Annotated in this window: 16 protein-coding genes and 1 tRNA gene; 3 read left to right on the top strand and 14 right to left on the bottom strand. The window is 54.6% G+C overall.

Features of this window, described 5'->3' with window-relative positions; translation table 11 throughout:
• Positions 1–219: 219 nt before the first annotated feature.
• The gene (locus R8377_RS00870) at positions 220–4,092 is read right to left on the bottom strand and encodes an InlB B-repeat-containing protein (RefSeq protein WP_317643082.1); all 3,873 of its coding nucleotides are present in this window, start codon (positions 4,090–4,092) and stop codon (positions 220–222) included.
• Between the two features lie 428 nt (positions 4,093–4,520).
• Between R8377_RS00870 and R8377_RS00865 the strand changes: the two genes are divergently transcribed.
• Positions 4,521–5,147, top strand: a complete 627-nt coding sequence (locus tag R8377_RS00865; RefSeq protein WP_317643081.1) for a CYTH domain-containing protein — start codon at positions 4,521–4,523, stop codon at positions 5,145–5,147.
• Positions 5,148–5,166: 19 nt separating this feature from the next.
• On the opposite strand, the gene R8377_RS00860 is transcribed toward R8377_RS00865, so the two are convergent.
• From R8377_RS00860 to R8377_RS00850, 3 genes are all read right to left on the bottom strand, one after another.
• A complete protein-coding gene (locus R8377_RS00860; protein WP_317643080.1) occupies positions 5,167–6,135 on the bottom strand; it encodes a co-chaperone YbbN in 969 nt (322 codons plus the stop codon).
• Positions 6,136–6,230: 95 nt separating this feature from the next.
• Positions 6,231–7,214 carry a DUF8094 domain-containing protein gene (locus tag R8377_RS00855; RefSeq protein ID WP_317643642.1) on the bottom strand — a complete coding sequence of 328 codons (984 nt, stop codon included), beginning with the start codon at positions 7,212–7,214 and terminating at the stop codon, positions 6,231–6,233.
• Positions 7,215–7,258: 44 nt separating this feature from the next.
• Positions 7,259–8,692, bottom strand: a complete 1,434-nt coding sequence (locus R8377_RS00850; RefSeq protein ID WP_317643079.1) for a prolipoprotein diacylglyceryl transferase — start codon at positions 8,690–8,692, stop codon at positions 7,259–7,261.
• Positions 8,693–8,771: 79 nt separating this feature from the next.
• On the opposite strand from R8377_RS00850, the gene R8377_RS00845 reads away from it, so the two are divergent.
• On the top strand, positions 8,772–9,737 hold the full coding sequence (locus R8377_RS00845) for an FKBP-type peptidyl-prolyl cis-trans isomerase (RefSeq protein ID WP_317643078.1): 966 nt from the start codon (positions 8,772–8,774) through the stop codon (positions 9,735–9,737).
• A 112-nt stretch (positions 9,738–9,849) separates the two neighbouring features.
• On the opposite strand, the gene R8377_RS00840 is transcribed toward R8377_RS00845, so the two are convergent.
• The 10 genes from R8377_RS00840 to atpB all read right to left on the bottom strand — a co-directional run bounded on the left by R8377_RS00840 (position 9,850) and on the right by atpB (position 18,210).
• The gene (locus R8377_RS00840; RefSeq protein ID WP_317643077.1) at positions 9,850–10,095 is read right to left on the bottom strand and encodes a glutaredoxin domain-containing protein; all 246 of its coding nucleotides are present in this window, start codon (positions 10,093–10,095) and stop codon (positions 9,850–9,852) included.
• Positions 10,096–10,360: 265 nt separating this feature from the next.
• The gene (nucS, locus tag R8377_RS00835; protein WP_317643076.1) at positions 10,361–11,086 is read right to left on the bottom strand and encodes an endonuclease NucS; all 726 of its coding nucleotides are present in this window, start codon (positions 11,084–11,086) and stop codon (positions 10,361–10,363) included.
• Between the two features lie 6 nt (positions 11,087–11,092).
• Positions 11,093–11,383, bottom strand: a complete 291-nt coding sequence (locus R8377_RS00830; protein WP_317643075.1) for a F0F1 ATP synthase subunit epsilon — start codon at positions 11,381–11,383, stop codon at positions 11,093–11,095.
• Positions 11,384–11,385: 2 nt separating this feature from the next.
• Entirely contained in the window at positions 11,386–12,873 is a 1,488-nt protein-coding gene (atpD, locus tag R8377_RS00825; RefSeq protein ID WP_317643074.1) for a F0F1 ATP synthase subunit beta, read from the bottom strand.
• 8 nt (positions 12,874–12,881) lie between these two features.
• Positions 12,882–13,826: a F0F1 ATP synthase subunit gamma gene (locus R8377_RS00820; RefSeq protein ID WP_317643073.1), complete on the bottom strand. Its 945-nt coding sequence runs from the start codon at positions 13,824–13,826 to the stop codon at positions 12,882–12,884.
• Positions 13,827–13,829: 3 nt separating this feature from the next.
• Positions 13,830–15,473 carry a F0F1 ATP synthase subunit alpha gene (gene atpA, locus R8377_RS00815; RefSeq protein ID WP_317643072.1) on the bottom strand — a complete coding sequence of 548 codons (1,644 nt, stop codon included), beginning with the start codon at positions 15,471–15,473 and terminating at the stop codon, positions 13,830–13,832.
• 51 nt (positions 15,474–15,524) lie between these two features.
• Positions 15,525–16,352 carry a F0F1 ATP synthase subunit delta gene (locus R8377_RS00810; protein WP_317643071.1) on the bottom strand — a complete coding sequence of 276 codons (828 nt, stop codon included), beginning with the start codon at positions 16,350–16,352 and terminating at the stop codon, positions 15,525–15,527.
• 60 nt (positions 16,353–16,412) lie between these two features.
• Positions 16,413–16,955, bottom strand: a complete 543-nt coding sequence (locus tag R8377_RS00805; protein WP_317643070.1) for a F0F1 ATP synthase subunit B — start codon at positions 16,953–16,955, stop codon at positions 16,413–16,415.
• A gap of 105 nt (positions 16,956–17,060) precedes the next feature.
• Positions 17,061–17,288 carry an ATP synthase F0 subunit C gene (atpE, locus tag R8377_RS00800; protein WP_317643068.1) on the bottom strand — a complete coding sequence of 76 codons (228 nt, stop codon included), beginning with the start codon at positions 17,286–17,288 and terminating at the stop codon, positions 17,061–17,063.
• Between the two features lie 109 nt (positions 17,289–17,397).
• Positions 17,398–18,210 (bottom strand): F0F1 ATP synthase subunit A, encoded by an 813-nt coding sequence (gene atpB / locus R8377_RS00795; RefSeq protein ID WP_317643067.1) that lies wholly within the window; start codon positions 18,208–18,210, stop codon positions 17,398–17,400.
• A gap of 289 nt (positions 18,211–18,499) precedes the next feature.
• Here atpB and R8377_RS00790 point away from each other — a divergent pair.
• Positions 18,500–18,576 (top strand) — tRNA-Met (locus tag R8377_RS00790).
• Positions 18,577–18,660 lie beyond the last annotated feature (84 nt).

The raw sequence follows: 18,660 nt of genomic DNA, 5'->3' as shown, positions 1-18,660 counted from the left end.
AACACCTGAGCTTTTACGAACAAAGAGTCGAATTCCCCAATCGACAAACTCATTTCAGTATATAGGCTCACCGCAGACAGCAGCAATTCGCATCCGCATTTCAAACACAAACTGTGCAAGTAAACGGCAGCTGGAGTATACCAAGAAAGCTCCGCAGAGAGCTCTCCGGAAAACGCGAACACGAACACGCAACTTTTATCTCAACTCAACAACCACGCTTTACTCAGTCTTCGAACGGGAACGTTTCTTGAAGAAGAGCAGAGTCGGTAAGGCAAGAGAAGACGATGCAATCAACGTTAAACCGGTAAGGCGCTGGCCTGATATAGAGCCGGTTTCAGGTAGCGTCATCGGTGAAGCCCAGTGTGCAGTCAGCGTAGTGTCTCGCATAATCGACTGCGACCAGCCGTTTCGGAACCACTTAACATTAGTAGTATCGTCATACCATCCGTCGAAGAACCAGCCAGCTCTCACCGGATTAGCCGGAGGAAACACACTAGTACCGCTATTGATGAGACGCGTTGGAATCGTTGAAGAGGCCAACGCGCCGCCGTTCGGATCAAAGGTCAGCCGCCACTGGAAGGACCATACGGCATATAAGGTGAATTCATGAGTAGGTGAGGTCTGGTTCAAATGGTCGTAGTTAAACTGCCACGGCATAAATGAACCAGAAACGTTGGGATTTGTAGACCAACCAAGGAAAATTTTATCAGCATCGTTAGGACCGTGGGCTGGCGGTAAAGGATTGGTAGGTTTAGGAATGAGAGAGTCAAACCGCACCTGCACGTCGGAAGGAGTGGAGCGACCTCCCTTGGAGTCAAAATGTACGGTGTATAAATCTGCCTCCCACTTGGCATACAGAGTAAGATCATCGGCCACTATATCGGAAAAGATCCATGCGGAGCCAGTGAAATTCGCGTTTCGATACCAGCCAAGCAGATGGTAACCGGGTTTACTCACAGCTGCACCTGGATTAGAGGCCGGCTGATCTCCCCAAAAAGCCTGCTGTGGCACGGTACCACCGCCATTAGTTACGAAGGTCACATGCACATACTTAGTAAAATGAGCCTTAACTGTCATATCCGCTTGAACTCGATCGTTAACCAAATCCCAACGACCACCCGCGGAAGTCATCCAATAGTCGAATCGATAACCATCTTTTGAAGGATCAGCAATGCCTGCGCCCACAGACAGCCCCTTATCAATAGTCTTAGCTGGAATTGACGCAGCACCATCAGTGTCAAACGTCACCGTCACCTGCTGCACCCAGATGGCATAAATGTCTGTATGCCCCCAGATTCCCCAGTATTCAAACCAATTGGGGTTGGTTGCATTCGGGTTCGTGGACCAGCCTACAAAACGATAGCCAGTGCGCGAATAGCGGGGGATAGAACTTGAGGGAATCGTACTGCCATAGGCAATCGTAAATGAATCAGTGCGCCCGCTGTTGTCGTTGGCATGGAACTTAGCGTTGTAATTGTTGCGCTGCCAACGAGCTTTTAGGGTCATGTTAGCCGTTACAGGAGTGGTAAACGACCATTGCGCGGGGGAAGAATCAGTTGTATACCAACCCTGGAAAGTGTGTCCATTACGAGTTGGATCGTCCGGTTTCGCAACAGGCTCACCATCGTTGACCACCACAGAGGCAGAGGGCATAGCCGGCGCTAAGTTACCTTGGTCTGGATCGAAAGTAACAGTGCGTTGCTCTGACCAGCGAGCATACAGGGTAAACTCCTTGCTCGCAGACAAATCCGAAAGTCTATCGAACGCAAAATTCCAAGCCGAACCAGCACCTGAAGGAGACTTATACCAGCCCAAGAAACGCTTCGCCGGGCGGTCTGCAGGATGAGCGGGAGCAGCAGGCCCATTCGTATTTGGTATGGTCTCACCGAAATGCACCTGCACGTCGGGCTGGGTAGAAGTGCCCCCGTTAGAGTCAAAATGTACGGTATACAAATCACCCTTCCACTTAGCATACAAGGTCATATCTGAGTTGACCGGGTCAGCAGCTAGATTCCACCGAGTTCCCGAAGATGTAGCCCAGTAGTCGAAGCTATAACCCTGCCGCGAGGGGTTTGAGACTCCAGAGCCCACTGGCATGCCAATGTCGACTGTCCGAGAAGGGACAACACTACCGCCGCCGGCATCAAACGTTACTGTCGCCTGCTGCTTCCACACGGCATACAAACTAGTATTCCCCGTTATTCTTGAGGTATTAAAGTTCCAGTCAGGCACGCTTGCTGTTGAACTCGTGGCCCATCCCACGAGGCGGTAGCTATTGCGCGTATAGGTAGGCGCTGAAGAGGTAGAAAGATAGCTGTTGTAAGTGGCAGAAGTTGAAGCAGACCTGCCTGTACCGTCATTGGCGTAGAAAGTCGCCGTATAGGTTCGCGGGGTCCATTGCGCTGTTAACGTTATGTCGCGTGTGACCGTTCTAGAGTTGAGGTTGTTCCAAGTGTATCCGTAATTATCGGTCCAATAAGCAAGATCGTAGCCAGTTTTACTGGGAAGAGATGCCTGGGAACCGATATACGAGCCGTCGTCCACACTGATAGAAGGCATAGCTGTCCCGCCATTTGTGTTAAACGATACCGTCCAAGCTTTAGTCCAGTTTGCCCAGAAGGTCAGGTCACGCGCAGGCATAGTAGTGGGGATAGTTGTAGCCCAGCCGCCGGCATACGTGGACCAGTGGGAAAACTTCAAATGAGGATCCGAGGGGCACGGTCGTCCGCGATATGACGAATCATAAATGCGATCCCCCTCCTTCATATAACTATCTACATAATCTCTACCGCAACCGTTCATTTTGTAGGTTAAGGTGCGATAGACACCCCACCGGGCATACAGATTGAAGTCTATGAGGAAGGTGTACCACTCGTTAGGATCGCTGTGATAATTGGTATTAGTCACCTCGACGGTGTCTCGGTTAAAGTTCCACTTACTACCGCTTGCGGTATACCAGCCAATGAAGTAGTAATTGGTTCCAGACACGCTTGGCTTAGAAAAATAGGACCCGTCTTCAGGAGGGAGGGGGCGTATCTTAGTGCGACGTGTGGGATTGCAGGAGTCGTAATACACAACCGCATCGACTGAAGTCCATCGCTTTGGGGCACCGACTCCTCCCTGCGCATAGGCTTCACCGTGCGCATAATCGCCCCAAGGAGTAGTAATGCATTCGCGAGGTTCCACTCCCCTAGCCTTCATACCAGCTGGAACCCAGTGCTCTTTCAACGTCAAATCTGAAGTAATCTTTTGGGTTTGAGCGCTCCAATACTGGCCATCGTCTGCTTTGACCCAGTCTAAACGCCACTGATCGCGGCGTGGCATCTGGTCCTTGGCTGGCAGAAACTCTGCAAGTGTATGCTCATCGTCAACATCAGGGCTTGGTACAGCAGAGGGGGTCACTCCGTCTTCAGCCAGCAGTTGCACGTGGTGCCGAGCCGCGCGAATGTGGACCTTCTTCGTGCCCGAGAATGGAATAGTTAAGCTCTCCCTCTTAGCGCTGCCACTAAAATGGAAAGAATAAGTGGTGCCAGCACTCACTTGGTCCCACACAACTTCGCCCGTTTTAGGATTATATTCTCCCCCGGCCGGCTGTATCGAACTCGTATCGACAGCGGCAAACTGCGTCTGCTCCCCCGAATCAATGACACCCGTCTTAAGTTTGAGACCTGCCATATTATTGGGCGAAAGCTCTTCCTGCTCAATGATATTGCTCGTCAAACCATCGCCAGTAATCTTCTCCAGCTTGTCGAGCATGGGGAGAATTGGTGTGATGTCGCTTATGCGATTGCCTTCGAGACTTACGTCAGTTAAACCCGGCAGTTCCACTAGGGGTGCCACATTTGCAATCTTGTTGTGAGCCAAATACAGGGTTGACAATCGCTTAAGAGAGGTCAGAGGATTCACATCGACAATATTTTGAGTATTACTGAAATCGGCCTTTTCCAAGTTTTTCAGCAAACCCACACCTTTGAGGTTTGATACTGCCTTGCCGCTTACATCTAGCTGTTTTATCTGGTCGTATTCTTCTTGAGTTGCAACAAATTCCGTAGCCGGCTTCTTGTCATCCTCGCCAGTGAGGGGAATTGGCACGCCATTCTCATATAAAGTCGCTGCTACAGCATCCGCCAAGTTTTCATCAGGGAAACAAATGGCTATAGATTCGATGTTTGGATTACATAATTGAGCAGAAAAATCGTTTGTTTCTGACTCAGCATTTGGCCTGGGGGGGGGGGCACAACAAAATACCGGCCACAGTAGCAAGTGCTACTAAGCCAGCAAGCACCCGGCCCAACTTACCTTTCAACCAACTTCTATGCAATGCAAACAACCCCTTATTGATACTAGACTCAGCAAGGCAGAACTTAGCCGCGCTCTAGCTCATACACGAACAGTCGCATTCCCCAATCGACAAACTATGGATAAGTATACAGGTAAGGCGCTGACACAAACCAGCATGTAGTCAACGTCTAAACTTCAAGTGTGTCAGCTTATGCGTGCCCTGCCGCTAGAATAGACGCATGGATGAGGATAGAGATGACTTTGAGTTTGAGCGGCGGTTTTTTTGCCGGGAGTTTCCGGATGAGCTCAATGACGGCGATGCGCCTACGCTGATTGTGCAAGGGTACTTTGTGCATGAAGACAACTATGCCCTGCGGGTGCGCTTGCAAGGCGAGGGCGTGGACCGACCCATGGGCGAGCGGACCGATGCACTTAATGTGCTCTTGGAAGAGCGCGACCGCTTTACTGCGGCTTCGATGACAGCCAAGGGGCCAGCGGTGGGTGGCACTCGCTACGAAGCTGAACGCCCTCTCGACCCCAGCATTGCAGCCGAACTCGTGGTGCGCGGTAGCTCGCTGATTGTGAAGAACCGCTACGGCATTTGGCTGGGCGAAGACTGGTGGAACATCGACGTGTTTGGCGGAAGCAATGCGCCTCTTATTGTAGCCGAAGTTGAGCGATCTGGACCGGTGACCGACCTAGTGATTCCGCCCTTCTGCGTGACCGAAATCACCGACGATGCCCGCTTCTCCAACGACGGCTTGGCCGAGCACCCCTACTCAACTTGGTCCGACTCCTACGAGCAGGAGCTCCAGCGCGAGGGCAGCCACTTTTTGAAGGGCTTTGGCTCGAACCGGAGCTTGTAATAAAAGCTTGGAATACGGCTTAATACATAGCCGTTGCTAAGCGGCGGCGGGCCCGGGCCAAGCGCGGATCCGCGGGCTCCAGAATCGCAAAATACTCAAGCAAGCGGTCGTGAGCCGGGGCCATCTGGTCTTTGTGAGCCACTATGAAGTCAATAAGGCGGCCGAAGGCATCTTCCACTTTGCCACCTATCATATCCACGTCGGCTGCCGCCAGCTGCGCGTCTACGTCGGCCGGCTGGTCTGCCGCTGCTTGGCGTACTTGGCGCACATCTGCCTCAGCAGAGCGAGCCATCAGCAGAGCTTTAGCGTGCTCCTGGGCAGCGAGCGTATCTTGCGGATTGGACTCCATCACGGCAGCGTAAGCTTGGGCAGCGCCCGCATAGTCGCCCTCTTGAGCCAAACGGTTCGCTATCTGATGCTCCGGCGGCACTGCGCCCTCCGCGCCAGCCCCTTCAGCTTCTTCATCGCCAACTGCCTGCTCGCCGCTCTCTTGATAAGGGGCGGAGCCGGTAATGCCCTGCTGCTGGGCCAGCTGAATCACCTGAGGAATGAGCTGGTCGGTAATCTGCGCCAGTTCTTCGTCTGAGGGCAGGCCCTCCAAAATCGGCATGGGTCGCCCGCCCAAGAGCGCAAAGAGCGCAGGTGCGGCCTGAGCTTGCAGGGCCTGACCAATTTGCGGGTTCGCGGTCACATCAACGCGTGCCAGCTGGAGCTTGCCCTCCTGAGCGTTGACCACATCGGCCAAAGTACGCGCGAGGGGGAAAAGCCTATCGTCGGTAGGAATCCACAGTAACAGCAGCACCGGGAAAGTGGCCGAAGTCTGCACCATAGCTGGGAAAGAGGCCTCGGTGGTATCAATCACGTAGCCGCCCGCTGCTGGCGCTCCCCCAGCTTGGCCCGGCTCGGCATCAACCTTGTGCTTGAGCGCACCCAAATCGACCGCTCCCGCTAGCGAAAAGCCCGGTTGCGGCTGCCCCTGCTGTGCCATCTGACCATCTCCTTGCTGTAACTACTTACGTTTATTACGTATCCTCACAGAACCAAGCGCGAAACGCCTGACTGCTCGCTTCCCAGGAACTGAGCTTAGACCGCTTCGACCTTAATCGGCTGCCTCTCGGCACCCACGGCTTTAATGGGCTCCGAAGACGAAGTGGGCGGCACATACAGAGCCACCACGTTCACATACGTTACCTTCATCGTGCTCGTGGCCTTACCAGCACCAAAGAGGGCTTTCTCCGCGTCGGAAGCTGGCAGCGACTCGCGCCCTTCGCCGGCCTTACGGGTCCAAACGGAATTGATTTGCGCTACAACCAAATCGCCACCATCAGAGGAGCGCATCACGCGAATCTGCTCCGGCTCAGCAGCAAAAGTCTGGCTCTGCTCGCCCTTGTTAGCGTCGATACCCTGCTGCACGGTCTGCGTGAGCTTGTCGATGGAATCGCGCAAGTAATCAGAGGAAAAATCCTTCTCAAACTTGCTGCTTTTACCGTGTGCAAGTACGTCTGCGTAGCGTTCTACGGCTTGCTTGGGTGTAGCTTTGAGACCTTTGTCGTCGGACTGGCCCATCTGAGCGCCAATGGTAGACACCGGGAACTTAGGCAGCTGGGCCCCTTGGAAAAGCCGTGCTACCCCCCAGAGCTTGTAATTCTCGTGGGCAGAGTCCTGGTTCATCACCAGTAAACGCTTGGATTGTTGATCCTCGGTAGTAGTGGTGATAGCGAAGATTGAACGTGGCCAGCCGCTATCGCCGGGAATCACCGTCTGCGCGATATCTTTAGGGATGGCGGTTTTGGGGTCGAGCTTGCCCGTTGCCTTAGCAATCGAAAGCTCACTTGAGCGCACCTGAAGCTGCGGACCAGTCACACGCGCGGTCAAACCGCTGGCATCCTTAGCATCATTCGCTTTATCGAGGGTTTCAATGATGCTCTGGCGAATTTTCTTTTCCTGCTGGGTCGTCAAATCTGGCGAAGCAGTAGCGGAAGAAGACGATGAAGCCGTGGGAGAGCTGGGCTGCGGCACCTGCCCCTCGCATCCTGCCAATCCCAAGAAGCTGACGGCGGTTAGCATCACCACCACAGTTTTAGTTATCTGATTCTTGTGCTGAGTTCGCGTCATCGCCGCTCCCCCTTCTTCTTAGCTGCGCGGGGTTTGTTCTTCCGCCCCGTTTGCAGGCGCTGAGCACGGGTCCGCGAAGGCTGGCTAGCGTTCGAGACTTGCGTCGTTTCATCGCTGATGCCCTCGTCGAGTTCTATCTGAGTGCGGTCGTCGACATCGTCGCTCTCACGGCTTGCTTCGGCATCGTAGTTCTCATGCTCGCCAACCAACTCGGACGCAGCTACGCCGACTGTACTGTCGTCTACATCAGCTTGGCTGGTGTCATCTGAAACTTCCGGTCTGCTTGGCCGAGCCTCGCTCTTCTCATCTGCTTGAGAAGATTCTTCGGGTTCCGATAACTTTGCCTGGCCGCCCGTCTCGGTCAAGAACCGTTTGAGATAGGCCTGGAAGGAATTGTCTGAGCCCGACCCTTTACCGTTTTCAGGAGTTTCTGGCTCGGCCGCCTGAGTCTCAGCCAACTTATTGTCTGAATCTGCCTCGCCCTGCTGGTCGGCCACCATATTCTTAGCGTGCACATCGACCACTTTGGGCTTGCTTTCGGCAGGCTCACTGGACTCGGCGCTGTGGCGAGAATGACGCTCAGCACCGCCCTTGCCCTTGTGCGAGAAGGGAGATATCACCGTACCCAAGGCCTCAAAAATGCCGATTTGCTTGCGCTCTTCGGGCCTGTCTTCCTTCGATTTACGCCGCTGAGAAGGTTCCATAGCGAAGACGGAGGCTGAGAGCGCAGCTAGAAGAGCAAGCAGAGCGCCTGCAAAGTAAAGCGGCATAGCGAAATTCGGCAGCTTGTGGCGCAGCCAGTGCATACGTATCTTGACTTGCGGCTGAGCTGGAGTGCTCTTAGTCTGCTGGTCTTGCCCACTCTTGCTCGCTGGTTCCACGCTAATAATTGCCACCTGCCCGGTTTGGTTTGTAGTCGTTTCTAAAGAGACTGAGGAAGCGCTGCACTTGACTTGCTGCCACATGTCGGAATGACGGAAATCTACTTGATTCTCGGCTTTAGCAGAGTCTTTGCCGGCAATTTTTTCTGATCCGGTCGATAGCTTATCCCAATCGTCTAAGCCTTTAATACGCTGGTAAGTGTGGCCCGATACCCAGCCTGCAGCATCTTGGGCGCTGCCTATGGCCACGCAAATCTGAGACTGCTCACGGCTTGTGCCCGAGCCGGTCACTATCGAAGCTGTGATGGTGGCTGAATCGTCTACTAGTTGGAGCACACCGGGGTCGGTTACGATGTACTGGGAGCGCACCACCGCTTCGGCATCTACCTGCGGGCTGGGCTTCCATAGCGTTGAGTTCAGAACGCCGAAAACGACACAGGCCACTGCCAGCAGGCCAAAGATTGGTGTGACGATGCCACGCATGATCTTGGCTCTGGGGGTCGGTGTGCGTTTAGCGCTACTTGCGTCTTGTTTTTCTTGTGTGCTCATAACATCTTTTATTCTACAGGTCAGTGCTGGCAAGCTGCTGAGAGGTAAAAAATCGGCCGCAGACGGTAGGCTGGTAGTTATGAATTCACATAATTTTCGCCCCATACTCAAGGGCGTTGCTTTACTGAGTACCCTCGCTCTGGGGATGAGCTTGGCCTCCTGCGGTAATCCGCCGAATCCGACCCCCAGTCAGATGAAATCGGATTCGAACCAAAGCACTAAGAAGGGGCCGGCTCTCATTGGTGTTACCGCTGAGGGTAAGCTCGGTCAGAAGCCAAAGATTAACTTCAAGACTCCCTTCAAAGTCACCGATAAGTCTTCTGCTGTCTTGCAGGAAGGCGATGGCGAGGCTTTGAAAGATGGCGATCGTCTGTGCGTACGCAGCGTGGCTGTGAGCGCCAAGGACGGCAAGGAGCTCGATTCCACTTGGGAGAAGGGCGAGCCTGACTGCCAGATTGTGGTAAACGAAAAGTCGTACCCGGCTTACTATGACCAGTTCATCAAGATGAAGGTCAACGGCACTATTGGCGTGGGTATTGACGACAATACTGCTGCTAATAAAGACACCAACTCCTATATTATGGCGCTCACCGTCGTGTCCAAGTCGAAGGCGCTCACTCGCGCTGAGGGCAAGGCTGTTACCGATATTCCTAGCAATCTGCCCAAGATTACGCTCGACAGCACCGGCAAGCCCAGCATTGATCTGAATGGTTACCAACCTCCTGCGGGCAGGCTTGTGGTGCAGCCGCTCATTAAGGGCGATGGTCCGGAGGTGAAGTCGACTCAGTCGGTTTCAGCTCACTACACGGGCTGGCTAGCTTCTGATGGCAAGCAGTTCGACTCTTCTTGGGATAAGGGGCAGCCTGCTGATTTCAGCCTCGATGGTGTGGTGAAGGGCTGGAAGGAAGGCCTGAGCGGCCAAACCGTCGGCTCCCAGGTGCTGCTGGTCATTCCGCCAGAACTCGGCTACGGCAAGGAAGCGAAGAGTGGCATTCCCGCCAACTCCACGCTGATTTTCGTGGTTGACATTCTCTCCGCTTATTAAATTGAAGGGCTGCGGCCCAGATATGAGTGAGGCCCGGAAGCGTTCTGCTTCCGGGCCTCACTTGTTACGAAGTGCTGAGCTCAACCTTGCCGGCTAGTTCAGTCGCTGGCACTCAGGCGTTGACCGTTGCGCTCTGCTGGGCGGTCTGCTTAATCATGTCCGGACGGTAACCACTCCAAGAAGCTTCGTCAGTGACCACGATAGGGGTCTGCTTGAAGCCCTGAGCTAGGAAGTCCTCAATCTTGCTGGGGTTGGAAGTCAGGTCTACTACATCGAAGTCCACACCCAGCTTGGTCAACTGACGCTTGGTGGCATCGCACTGGGGGCAATGAGTCTTGGTGTAGACCGTGACGGACATGATGTTCTCCTAATTCCCTTGATAATACTGAGCTCATTCAGCAAAGTAGACGACCCTCAGCTAGCGGGTCTTCCTGTACTCTACACAAAGTCAGGGATAAGGTAAAACCACAATTGATAGTGGCGTGTCTCGGGGCGAACCCCTATATTTAGTGGCTTATGGAGACCGTGGGCTATAGCCATACGCTCAAAAAAGAATGCGTAATAGCTCACATTTTATGTTTGGAAACTGCGCAGACCGGTTGTGCTCCGATCTGCGCAGAACCTTAGAAGAGAGTAATTTCGCCGCTCTCGGCACCCTTCATCTCTTCATAATCGAGAATCAGGCATTCAAAACCACGGTCTTCAGCCAAGACACGCGCCTGGGGGGTAATGGTTTGAGCAGCGAACATGCCACGGACCGGAGCCAGCAACGGATCGCGGTTCAGGAGCTCAACGTAGCGGGTGAGCTGCTCAACGCCGTCAATACCACCGTTGCGCTTGATTTCAATGGCCACGTGCTGACCCTCGCCGTCGATAGCCATAATGTCGACAGGACCAACGGCCGTTGGGAACTCACGGCGCACCAGCTTAGCGCCCTCACCAATGCGCTCAATCTGCTGGGCCAAATAATACTGAAGGTGGTCTTCGACACCGTCTTTCACCAAGCCAGGATCTTGCCCCAACTCAAAAGACTGGTCAGAATAGACCTCGTACAAGGTAATAGTGAGCACATCGCTTGATTTGCTGGCGCTCACTCGCAGGATTTTTTGCACTCCAGCATCGTCGCCTTCAACTGTAGGCAGGGCACTATCCTCACCGTCAGCATCGGGCTCAAACTCTTTGATAGTGCAGGGAGCACACATCCAATTGAGAGGCTTATAGGAGCCAATTTCGGAGAAAATAAGGCAGGAGGAGTCTGCTTTAATCAACAGCACCCGCTTGGCTCGGGGCAGGCTCGCGTTGAGCCGCCCCGAGTATTGGGCTGAACAATCGGCTACCAGTATGCGCACAAAACCTCACTGATTGGCAGAAGCCTGGTCGTCGGTGCAATGTTCTACAGCAATCGTCAACTTGTTGGAGTCAAACGACACAAAGCCGTCGTCCACCTCGAAGTTAGATCGCTTGCCGTCAGTGCCTACCACCGTGACCGTGCCCTTTTTTACAAGAGTCAGAATCGGCTGATGGTCGGGCAAAATGCCCATAGCACCTTGGGTAGCGGGAATCGTGGCAGACCGCGCCTGACCAGACCAGATAGGCCGGTCAGTCGCTACCACGTTCACCTGCATGGTGTTCTTGGAGGCAGGCATGATTACTTCAAATCCTTCTGCATGTCGTGCCAGTTGCGCTCAAGATCATCGATACCACCTACGCCGGAGAAGGCCTGCTCAGGCACTTCGTCGTAAGCGCCATCGCAGATGCGTGTGAAGGCTTCAATAGTTTCATCAGCCTTGACGTACGAACCCTTGCGGCCGGTGAACTTTTCGGCCACGTAGAAGTTCTGGCCCAAGAACTGCTCAATCTTACGAGCGCGATTCACGGTGGTCTTGTCTTCCTCACCCAGCTCGTCGATGCCAATCAGGGCGATGATGTCTTGCAGTTCCTTGTTGCGCTGCAAGATAGCCTTGACGCGGTTAGCGCAGTCGTAGTGAGCCTGGCCCACATAGCGAGGATCGAGGATTCGAGAAGTCGAAGCCAGCGGATCCACAGCAGGGTAGATACCCTTGGAAGCGATATCGCGAGAGAGCTCGGTCGTAGCATCCAAGTGAGCGAAGGTGGTAGCCGGGGCCGGGTCGGTGTAGTCGTCGGCAGGCACGTAAATGGCCTGGAGAGACGTAATCGAGTGACCACGGGTAGAGGTAATGCGCTCCTGGAGGGCGCCCATCTCGTCGGCCAGGTTGGGCTGGTAGCCCACGGCAGAAGGCATACGGCCCAGCAGGGTCGAGACCTCAGAGCCGGCCTGGGTGAAACGGAAGATGTTGTCGATGAAGAGCAACACGTCCTGGTTCTCCACGTCGCGGAAGTACTCAGACATAGTCAGAGCAGTCAGCGGCACGCGCAGACGGGTCCCCGGGGGCTCATCCATCTGACCGAAGACTAGTGCAGTCTTCTCCAAAACGCCAGCCTCTTCCATCTCGCCGATGAGGTCGTTGCCCTCACGGGTACGTTCGCCCACACCTGCAAACACGGAAACGCCGCCGTGGTTCTGGGCCACGCGCTGAATCATCTCCTGAATCAACACGGTCTTGCCCACACCTGCGCCGCCGAAGAGGCCGATTTTACCGCCCTCAACGTAAGGAGTCAGCAGGTCGATAACCTTGATGCCGGTCTCGAACATCTGAGTCTTGGACTCCAGCTGGTCGAATGCCGGAGGATTGCGATGGATGGGCCAGCGCTCTTTGATTTCAATGTGCTCGCCCTCCTTCTGATTCATGATGTGGCCAGCTACGTCGAAAACGTGCCCCTTAGTCACTTCGCCGACAGGCACCTCGATGGGGCCGCCAGTATCCGTGACCTTAGCGCCACGAACCAAGCCGTCGGTGGGTTTCAAAGCCACCGTGCGCACGGTCGAGTCGCCCAAGTGCTGCTCCACCTCTAGCATGATGGTGGTCAGCGACTCACCCTCAGTGTCGGCGGACTTGCTCAAATTCACGGTCAGGGCATTGTAGATGTCTGGCAGATGGCCCGCCGGAAACTCCACATCAATCACCGAACCCTGCACGCGGGTGACGCGGCCTTCGGTAGCCTTGTCGAGCGCTGGGTCCTGGGCCGCTGTGGTCTGCTCTTGCTGTGCAACCATTGGCGTTCCTACTCTTCCTCTTTGTTCAATGCATCGGCGGAACCGATGATTTCCGTAAGTTCCTGCGTAATCGAAGCCTGGCGGGAAGCGTTGAGCTTACGCGTCAAATCATCAATCAAGCTACGGGCGTTGTCTGTCGCCGTGTGCATGGCGTTCTGCCGGCTCGCGGTCTCCGAAGCTGCAGCCGTCAACAAGCACTCGTGAATGCGTCCTTGAATATACTTGGGTAGGACCGCATCCAAAACCTTATCTGGGCTGGGCTCGAAACTGTAGAGGGCGGTAATATCGCCATCTGCATCCTTCTTGCCTTCCTGAGGAGCTGGTGCATCTACAGCGCCCGAAGCGTCGCTAGACTGAACCAGTTCCAAGGGCAGCATCCTCAGCACACGCACCTTCTGCACCACCATGTTGATGAACTCAGTGAAGACGATGTAGAGCTCAGAAACTCCGCCCTGGTCCGCCGGCTTCATATAAGCATCCAACAAGGTGTCGGAAATCTCCTGGGCTATCGCTACCCCAGGCTTGTCGGTATCGCCTTCCCAAGTCTTGGCAATATCGCGGTTGCGGTACTTGTAATACGAGACTCCGCGCCTGCCGTACACAAACAGCTCAGGCTTACGGCCTGCCTGATCCAGCTTGTCGAGCAGGGTCTCAGTTTCGCGGATGATAGACGAGGTGTAAGCCCCAGCCATACCGCGGTCAGCCGTCAGCGCGAGGACAGCCACGCGCGGATTCTTCTCGTTTTTCTTGATAAGTGGGTGCGAGATGTCGTCGGTATGAGAGACCAGAGCCTGCACGGCGTCGAAAATCGCATCGGAGTACGGCTTCGCATCCAAAGCCACCTTGCGGGCCTTGGCAATATGCGAAGACGCAATCATCTCCTGGGCGTTGAAAATCTTTTCCAACGCCGAAGTAGAGGCGATCCTAGACTTAAATGCGAGCTGTGAGGCCATAGTTTACCGCTCCCCCGCCTTCGACTGCGCGACGAGCTTCTCTTGCTCAACGGGAATCTCTTGAGGCTCTTCGCTGACATCGGAACCATCCAAGGTCTTGCCTTGCTTGGTTACAAAGGTCTTCGCAAAGGCATCAGTCGCCTGGTCCAAAGCCTGCTCCGTGTCGGCAGTGAAATCGCCGGTTTCGCGGATAGTCTTCAAGATATCGGTGTTGTGATCCAAGTAGTCTAAGAGACCCTGCTCGAAGGGCAGCACGTCTTCCAAGTCGAGTTCGTCGAGCTTGCCGTGTGTACCAATCCAAACCGAAACTACCTGATTTTCCATCGGGTAAGGAGTGAACTGGGGCTGCTTTAAGAGCTCGGTCAGGCGGGCACCACGAGTGAGCTGAGCCTTGGAAGCCGCATCCAAATCGGAGGCGAACATAGCGAAGGACTGCAGCGAGCGGTACTGGGCCAACGAGATCTTAAGAGTGCTCGAAACCTTCTTCAAAGCCTTGGTCTGGGCCGCGCCACCGACGCGAGAGACCGAGATGCCGACGTCCACAGCGGGGCGCTGGTTGGCATTGAAGAGGTCGGACTGCAGGAAGATCTGACCGTCGGTGATGGAAATCACATTGGTCGGAATGTAAGCCGAGACGTCGTTAGCCTTAGTTTCGATAATCGGCAAACCGGTCATCGAGCCGCCGCCCAAGTCATCGGAGACCTTAGCACAGCGTTCCAGCAAGCGAGAATGCAAGTAGAACACATCGCCAGGGTAAGCCTCACGCCCCGGCGGACGACGCAGCAGCAAGGAGATGGAGCGGTAAGCCTCAGCTTGCTTGCTCAAATCGTCAAAGACAATCAGTACATGCTTGCCGTTGTACATCCAGTGCTGGCCGATAGCCGAGCCGGTGTAAGGAGCGATGTACTTAAAACCTGCCGAATCAGAGGCGGGAGAAGCCACGATTGTGGTGTACTCCATAGCGCCAGCATCTTCTAGGGAAGAACGCACGGAGGCGATAGTGGAGCCCTTCTGGCCGATTGCTACGTAAATGCAACGCACCTGCTTGTCGGGGTCACCGGACTCCCAGTTGGCCTTCTGGTTGATGATCGTGTCGAGTGCAATAGCAGTCTTACCGGTCTGGCGGTCGCCAATAATGAGCTGGCGCTGGCCGCGGCCGATTGGCGTCATGGCGTCGATTGCCTTAATACCAGTCGCCATAGGCTCGTCTACTGGGTGGCGGTGCATCACGTCGGGAGCCTGAGCTTCCAAAATGCGCCTGCCCTCAGTCTTAATCTCGCCCAAGCCGTCGATTGGCTGGCCCAGCGGGTTGACTGTGCGGCCCAAATAGCCGTCTCCAACCGGCACTGAGAGCACCTCGCCCGTCCTGCGGACTTCCTGGCCTTCCTCAATGCCTGCGAAGTCGCCGAGGATAACCACGCCGATCTCGCGAGCGTCAAGGTTGAAAGCCAAACCAAGCGTGCCGTCCTCAAAGGTCAGCAGCTCGTTGGCCATGCAACCAGGCAGTCCCTCCACGTGCGCAATGCCATCGCCAGCTGTGCGCACATGCCCAACTTCCTGAGTGGGCGTGTCCGACGGCTGGTAAGACTCAACGAAATCGTCGAGCGCCTTACGTACCGCGGCGGGATCAATGGTCAATTCTGCCATGATCACTCCTTATTGTTGTTCTTGTTCAAGTCTGTCATACCTTCGCTGATTTCAGCTTGAGACGGCCATCTGCCGTTTCAACTGCTTGAGCTGAGTCAGTACGGTATTATCGGTCACCTCAGAGCCGTATTCCACGCGCATGCCTCCGATAACCTCTGGGTTTACAATCGCGTTGACGTGGACCGCGTGGCCCAACTTCTTGGAATACACGTCTACGACCTTGACCATCTGCTCGTGGGTCAGTGGCACTGCAGTCACCACCGTCACCATCGTCTCGTGCATGTGAGTCGAGAACCGGTCTACGAGCCAATCAACGGTGTGGAGGAAACGACGACCGCGCAAATCGCGAGTCGCATGTTCCACCAGCTGCATAGTCACTGGCAGCAAGCCCTTCCCCTCTAAGAGCTCGTCTATCAATGCCACGCGCGCCTGGGGCTCGCTGTACTCGTCCGAAAGCCGGAAGAGCACGATGGGATGGTCGATAAGTGCGGAATACACCTGCGCTAATTCGCCCGCCACCGCAGAAGTCTGGTCTACGGCATCTGTGTAATAGGTCAGCGCGTCAACAGCCATATCTTCGACTGCGTTTGCGATGTGCATGACCTTACTCCAGTGGCGACTCGACAAATCACGCAAAATAGCGATAGTCAGGTCGTGAGCCTTGCCGTCAAGCAAATCGTCGACCACCCGGCTCTTGTCAGTCTGAGGTCGAGAGGGGTCGGTCAGTGCCCGCTCTAAGCGCGGATACGTATCGAGCAGAGTCACGAAGCTGAAAAGCTCCTGAGCTATATCGAGCGCGCCTACACCCTCCTTACTCAGAAGAGGAGCAAAAATTAAGCGCGCCTTTTGGTCTGAGACCAGCGATGCTTCTCCTCGCATGTCACCTCCTCCTCGTGTATTGCTTGTCCGCTGCCATCCGCGGGGTCACTCTACCTGTCATCATGCCTTCGACTTGCTTGCATCCTGCTTGCTGGCATCGTCTATCAACGAATCAATCATTGAAGACTGCACCGAGCTGTCTTGCAGTTGAGAGCCCAGAATCTTGCCCGCCAGAGCAGTGGCAAGTGTGCCAACCTCACTCTTGAGCGACACTAGGGCTTGCTGCTGCTGAGACTCAATCGAGCGCTGAGCGTTGGCCGTAATCTGCTGGGCTTCGCTCTCGGCGCGAGTGCGGGAATCGGCCACGATGTGAGAGGCCTCAGCCCTTGCATCGTCTCGAATCTTCGATGCCTCGACCCTAGCTTGGTTGAGCTGGTCCTCATACGACTTCTTCGCCTGATCGGCAGCTTCCTGAGCCTTCTTCGCCTTCTCAATGCCGCCTTCGATCTTGGCTGCACGTTCGTCGAAAATGGCTTGGAACTTGGGCATGAAGAACTTGTAGAAGAAGAGCGCAAGAATGATGAGAATGACCAGTGACCAGAAAATGTCATAGGTCTTGGGAATAAAGAGTTCAATACCCCCGCTAGCCATGCTGGACTTCATCGGCGTCTCCTTTCTGTATTATCTGCCTTAAAACTCGCTTGTTACTAACATCTAGCCCTTACTGCCCGCTTGCTTTCAGCAGCTGCAGCTTGAGCCGATTCATCACTAGGCGATGAAGAGGGCCACGAAGCCGAGCAGGCCGAGCACCTCGATAAGGGCCAAGCCGATGAACATAACCGTCTGCAGCTTGCTGGCGATTTCGGGCTGACGAGCCATGCTCTCCAAGGTCTTACCAACCACGATGCCTAGGCCGATGCCGGGGCCCAGTGCTGCTAGGCCGTAGCCGAGGATGCTGATACTGCCGGAAACCTCAGCGAGAGTGATGATGTCCATGTGTGTTCCTTTCCTATGACCGTTGCCGGTTGTTGGTTCTCTTAGCGAAACCGAAGTATTGGTAGGCCCTACGCTAGCTGCCGATTCCGCAAATCTATAGCCCTTCCGATTAGTCCTCTTCCGGGTAACTCTGATTGATATACACCGTCGTCAAAATAGCGAAGATGTAGGCCTGCAAAGCCGCCACGAACATCTCGAAAGCGGTAAGCGCAAAGCCAAGTGCAAACCAGCCCACACCTGCGAGGGCTAGCAAGTGGTTGCTGGCCTCGATGATGTAGAACTGCGCGAAAGCCAAGCTGATAGCGACCAGAAGGTGGCCTGCAATCATATTGGCAAAGAGTCGGATGGTTAACGAAGCGGGCTTAATCACTACCAGCTCAAGCAGCTGAATGGGGGTCAAAATGATGTAAAGCGGCCACGGCACACCTGCGGGGAAAAGCTCCTGCTTGAGGTACTTGCCCACGCCTTGCTCGCGGATGCCGGTAATCATGTATTGGAAGAAAGCCCAGAGCGCGAAGACCAGAGGCATAGTAATCGTAGCCGTTGCAGCGATGTTGAGGCCGGGCACGATACCGCACAAGTTGAAGACCATAACCGTAAGGAAAATGGTGGTAATCATCGGCACATAGCGCTTGCCGCGTAGCTCGCCCATGACTTCGTAGACCACAGAATTGCGCACGAAGTCAAGAAGCACCTCGATGAGGCTCTGCCATCGCGAGGGAATGAGCTTGGCGCGCGCTGCCGTAATCCCCAAGCCAAGCAGAATGACAACCATGGCAATGAAACGCACGAAAATAATTCTGTTCATAGCGAACGGAGTGCCTTGGAACAAGATTTCCGGAGGCATGAAGTCGTCAATACCGGGAAGCTCCGGTTGAGACGCTGCTAGGGTCAGCGCGCCGCGCCCTACTGCTTGAAACATCTACCGCCTCCTGAAATGGCAATAACGTTTACTATACCGCCAGACGTCGCCATTGTGCTTTTCGTCACATCGTTACGCTGAACTCGCATCCAAGCCCTGCCAGTCTAGGCTCAAGCAGACCGGATAGCAAACCGCAGCCATCGGATTAAATTACACCGATTCGCAACTTTTTGTAAATCGACATGCAAGAGTCAACATCAAAAACCCTTCCTTCGGCGTTTCGCCACGGCCGTAATTTGACAATCGAGCGCAAATCCCTATAGTTGATAGAGCTGCTTACGGCAGCCGTCGCGGGGTGGAGCAGCTCGGTAGCTCGCTGGGCTCATAACCCAGAGGTCTCAGGTTCAAATCCTGACCCCGCTACCAATAAGCCCGGAATCACTAAGGTTCCGGGCTTTTTCTTTTCTCTGCTAGCAGAGGCTTACTCTTGGCTAAGAATCAATAACACCA

The organism is Bombiscardovia apis (genome assembly GCF_033095945.1).
Lineage (GTDB): Bacteria > Actinomycetota > Actinomycetes > Actinomycetales > Bifidobacteriaceae > Bombiscardovia > Bombiscardovia apis.
This window is presented reverse-complemented; position numbering and strand designations above follow the sequence as displayed.

Coding starts and splice junctions, on each gene's coding strand:
- R8377_RS00865 (WP_317643081.1), top strand. CDS start 4,521: ATGGATGAGGATAGAGATGACTTTGAGTTTGAGCGGCGGTTTTTTTGC.
- R8377_RS00860 (WP_317643080.1), bottom strand. CDS start 6,135: ATGGCACAGCAGGGGCAGCCGCAACCGGGCTTTTCGCTAGCGGGAGCG.
- R8377_RS00855 (WP_317643642.1), bottom strand. CDS start 7,214: ATGCTAACCGCCGTCAGCTTCTTGGGATTGGCAGGATGCGAGGGGCAG.
- R8377_RS00850 (WP_317643079.1), bottom strand. CDS start 8,692: ATGAGCACACAAGAAAAACAAGACGCAAGTAGCGCTAAACGCACACCG.
- R8377_RS00845 (WP_317643078.1), top strand. CDS start 8,772: ATGAATTCACATAATTTTCGCCCCATACTCAAGGGCGTTGCTTTACTG.
- R8377_RS00840 (WP_317643077.1), bottom strand. CDS start 10,095: ATGTCCGTCACGGTCTACACCAAGACTCATTGCCCCCAGTGCGATGCC.
- R8377_RS00830 (WP_317643075.1), bottom strand. CDS start 11,383: ATGCCTGCCTCCAAGAACACCATGCAGGTGAACGTGGTAGCGACTGAC.
- atpD (WP_317643074.1), bottom strand. CDS start 12,873: ATGGTTGCACAGCAAGAGCAGACCACAGCGGCCCAGGACCCAGCGCTC.
- R8377_RS00820 (WP_317643073.1), bottom strand. CDS start 13,826: ATGGCCTCACAGCTCGCATTTAAGTCTAGGATCGCCTCTACTTCGGCG.
- atpA (WP_317643072.1), bottom strand. CDS start 15,473: ATGGCAGAATTGACCATTGATCCCGCCGCGGTACGTAAGGCGCTCGAC.
- R8377_RS00810 (WP_317643071.1), bottom strand. CDS start 16,352: ATGCGAGGAGAAGCATCGCTGGTCTCAGACCAAAAGGCGCGCTTAATT.
- R8377_RS00805 (WP_317643070.1), bottom strand. CDS start 16,955: ATGAAGTCCAGCATGGCTAGCGGGGGTATTGAACTCTTTATTCCCAAG.
- atpE (WP_317643068.1), bottom strand. CDS start 17,288: ATGGACATCATCACTCTCGCTGAGGTTTCCGGCAGTATCAGCATCCTC.
- atpB (WP_317643067.1), bottom strand. CDS start 18,210: ATGTTTCAAGCAGTAGGGCGCGGCGCGCTGACCCTAGCAGCGTCTCAA.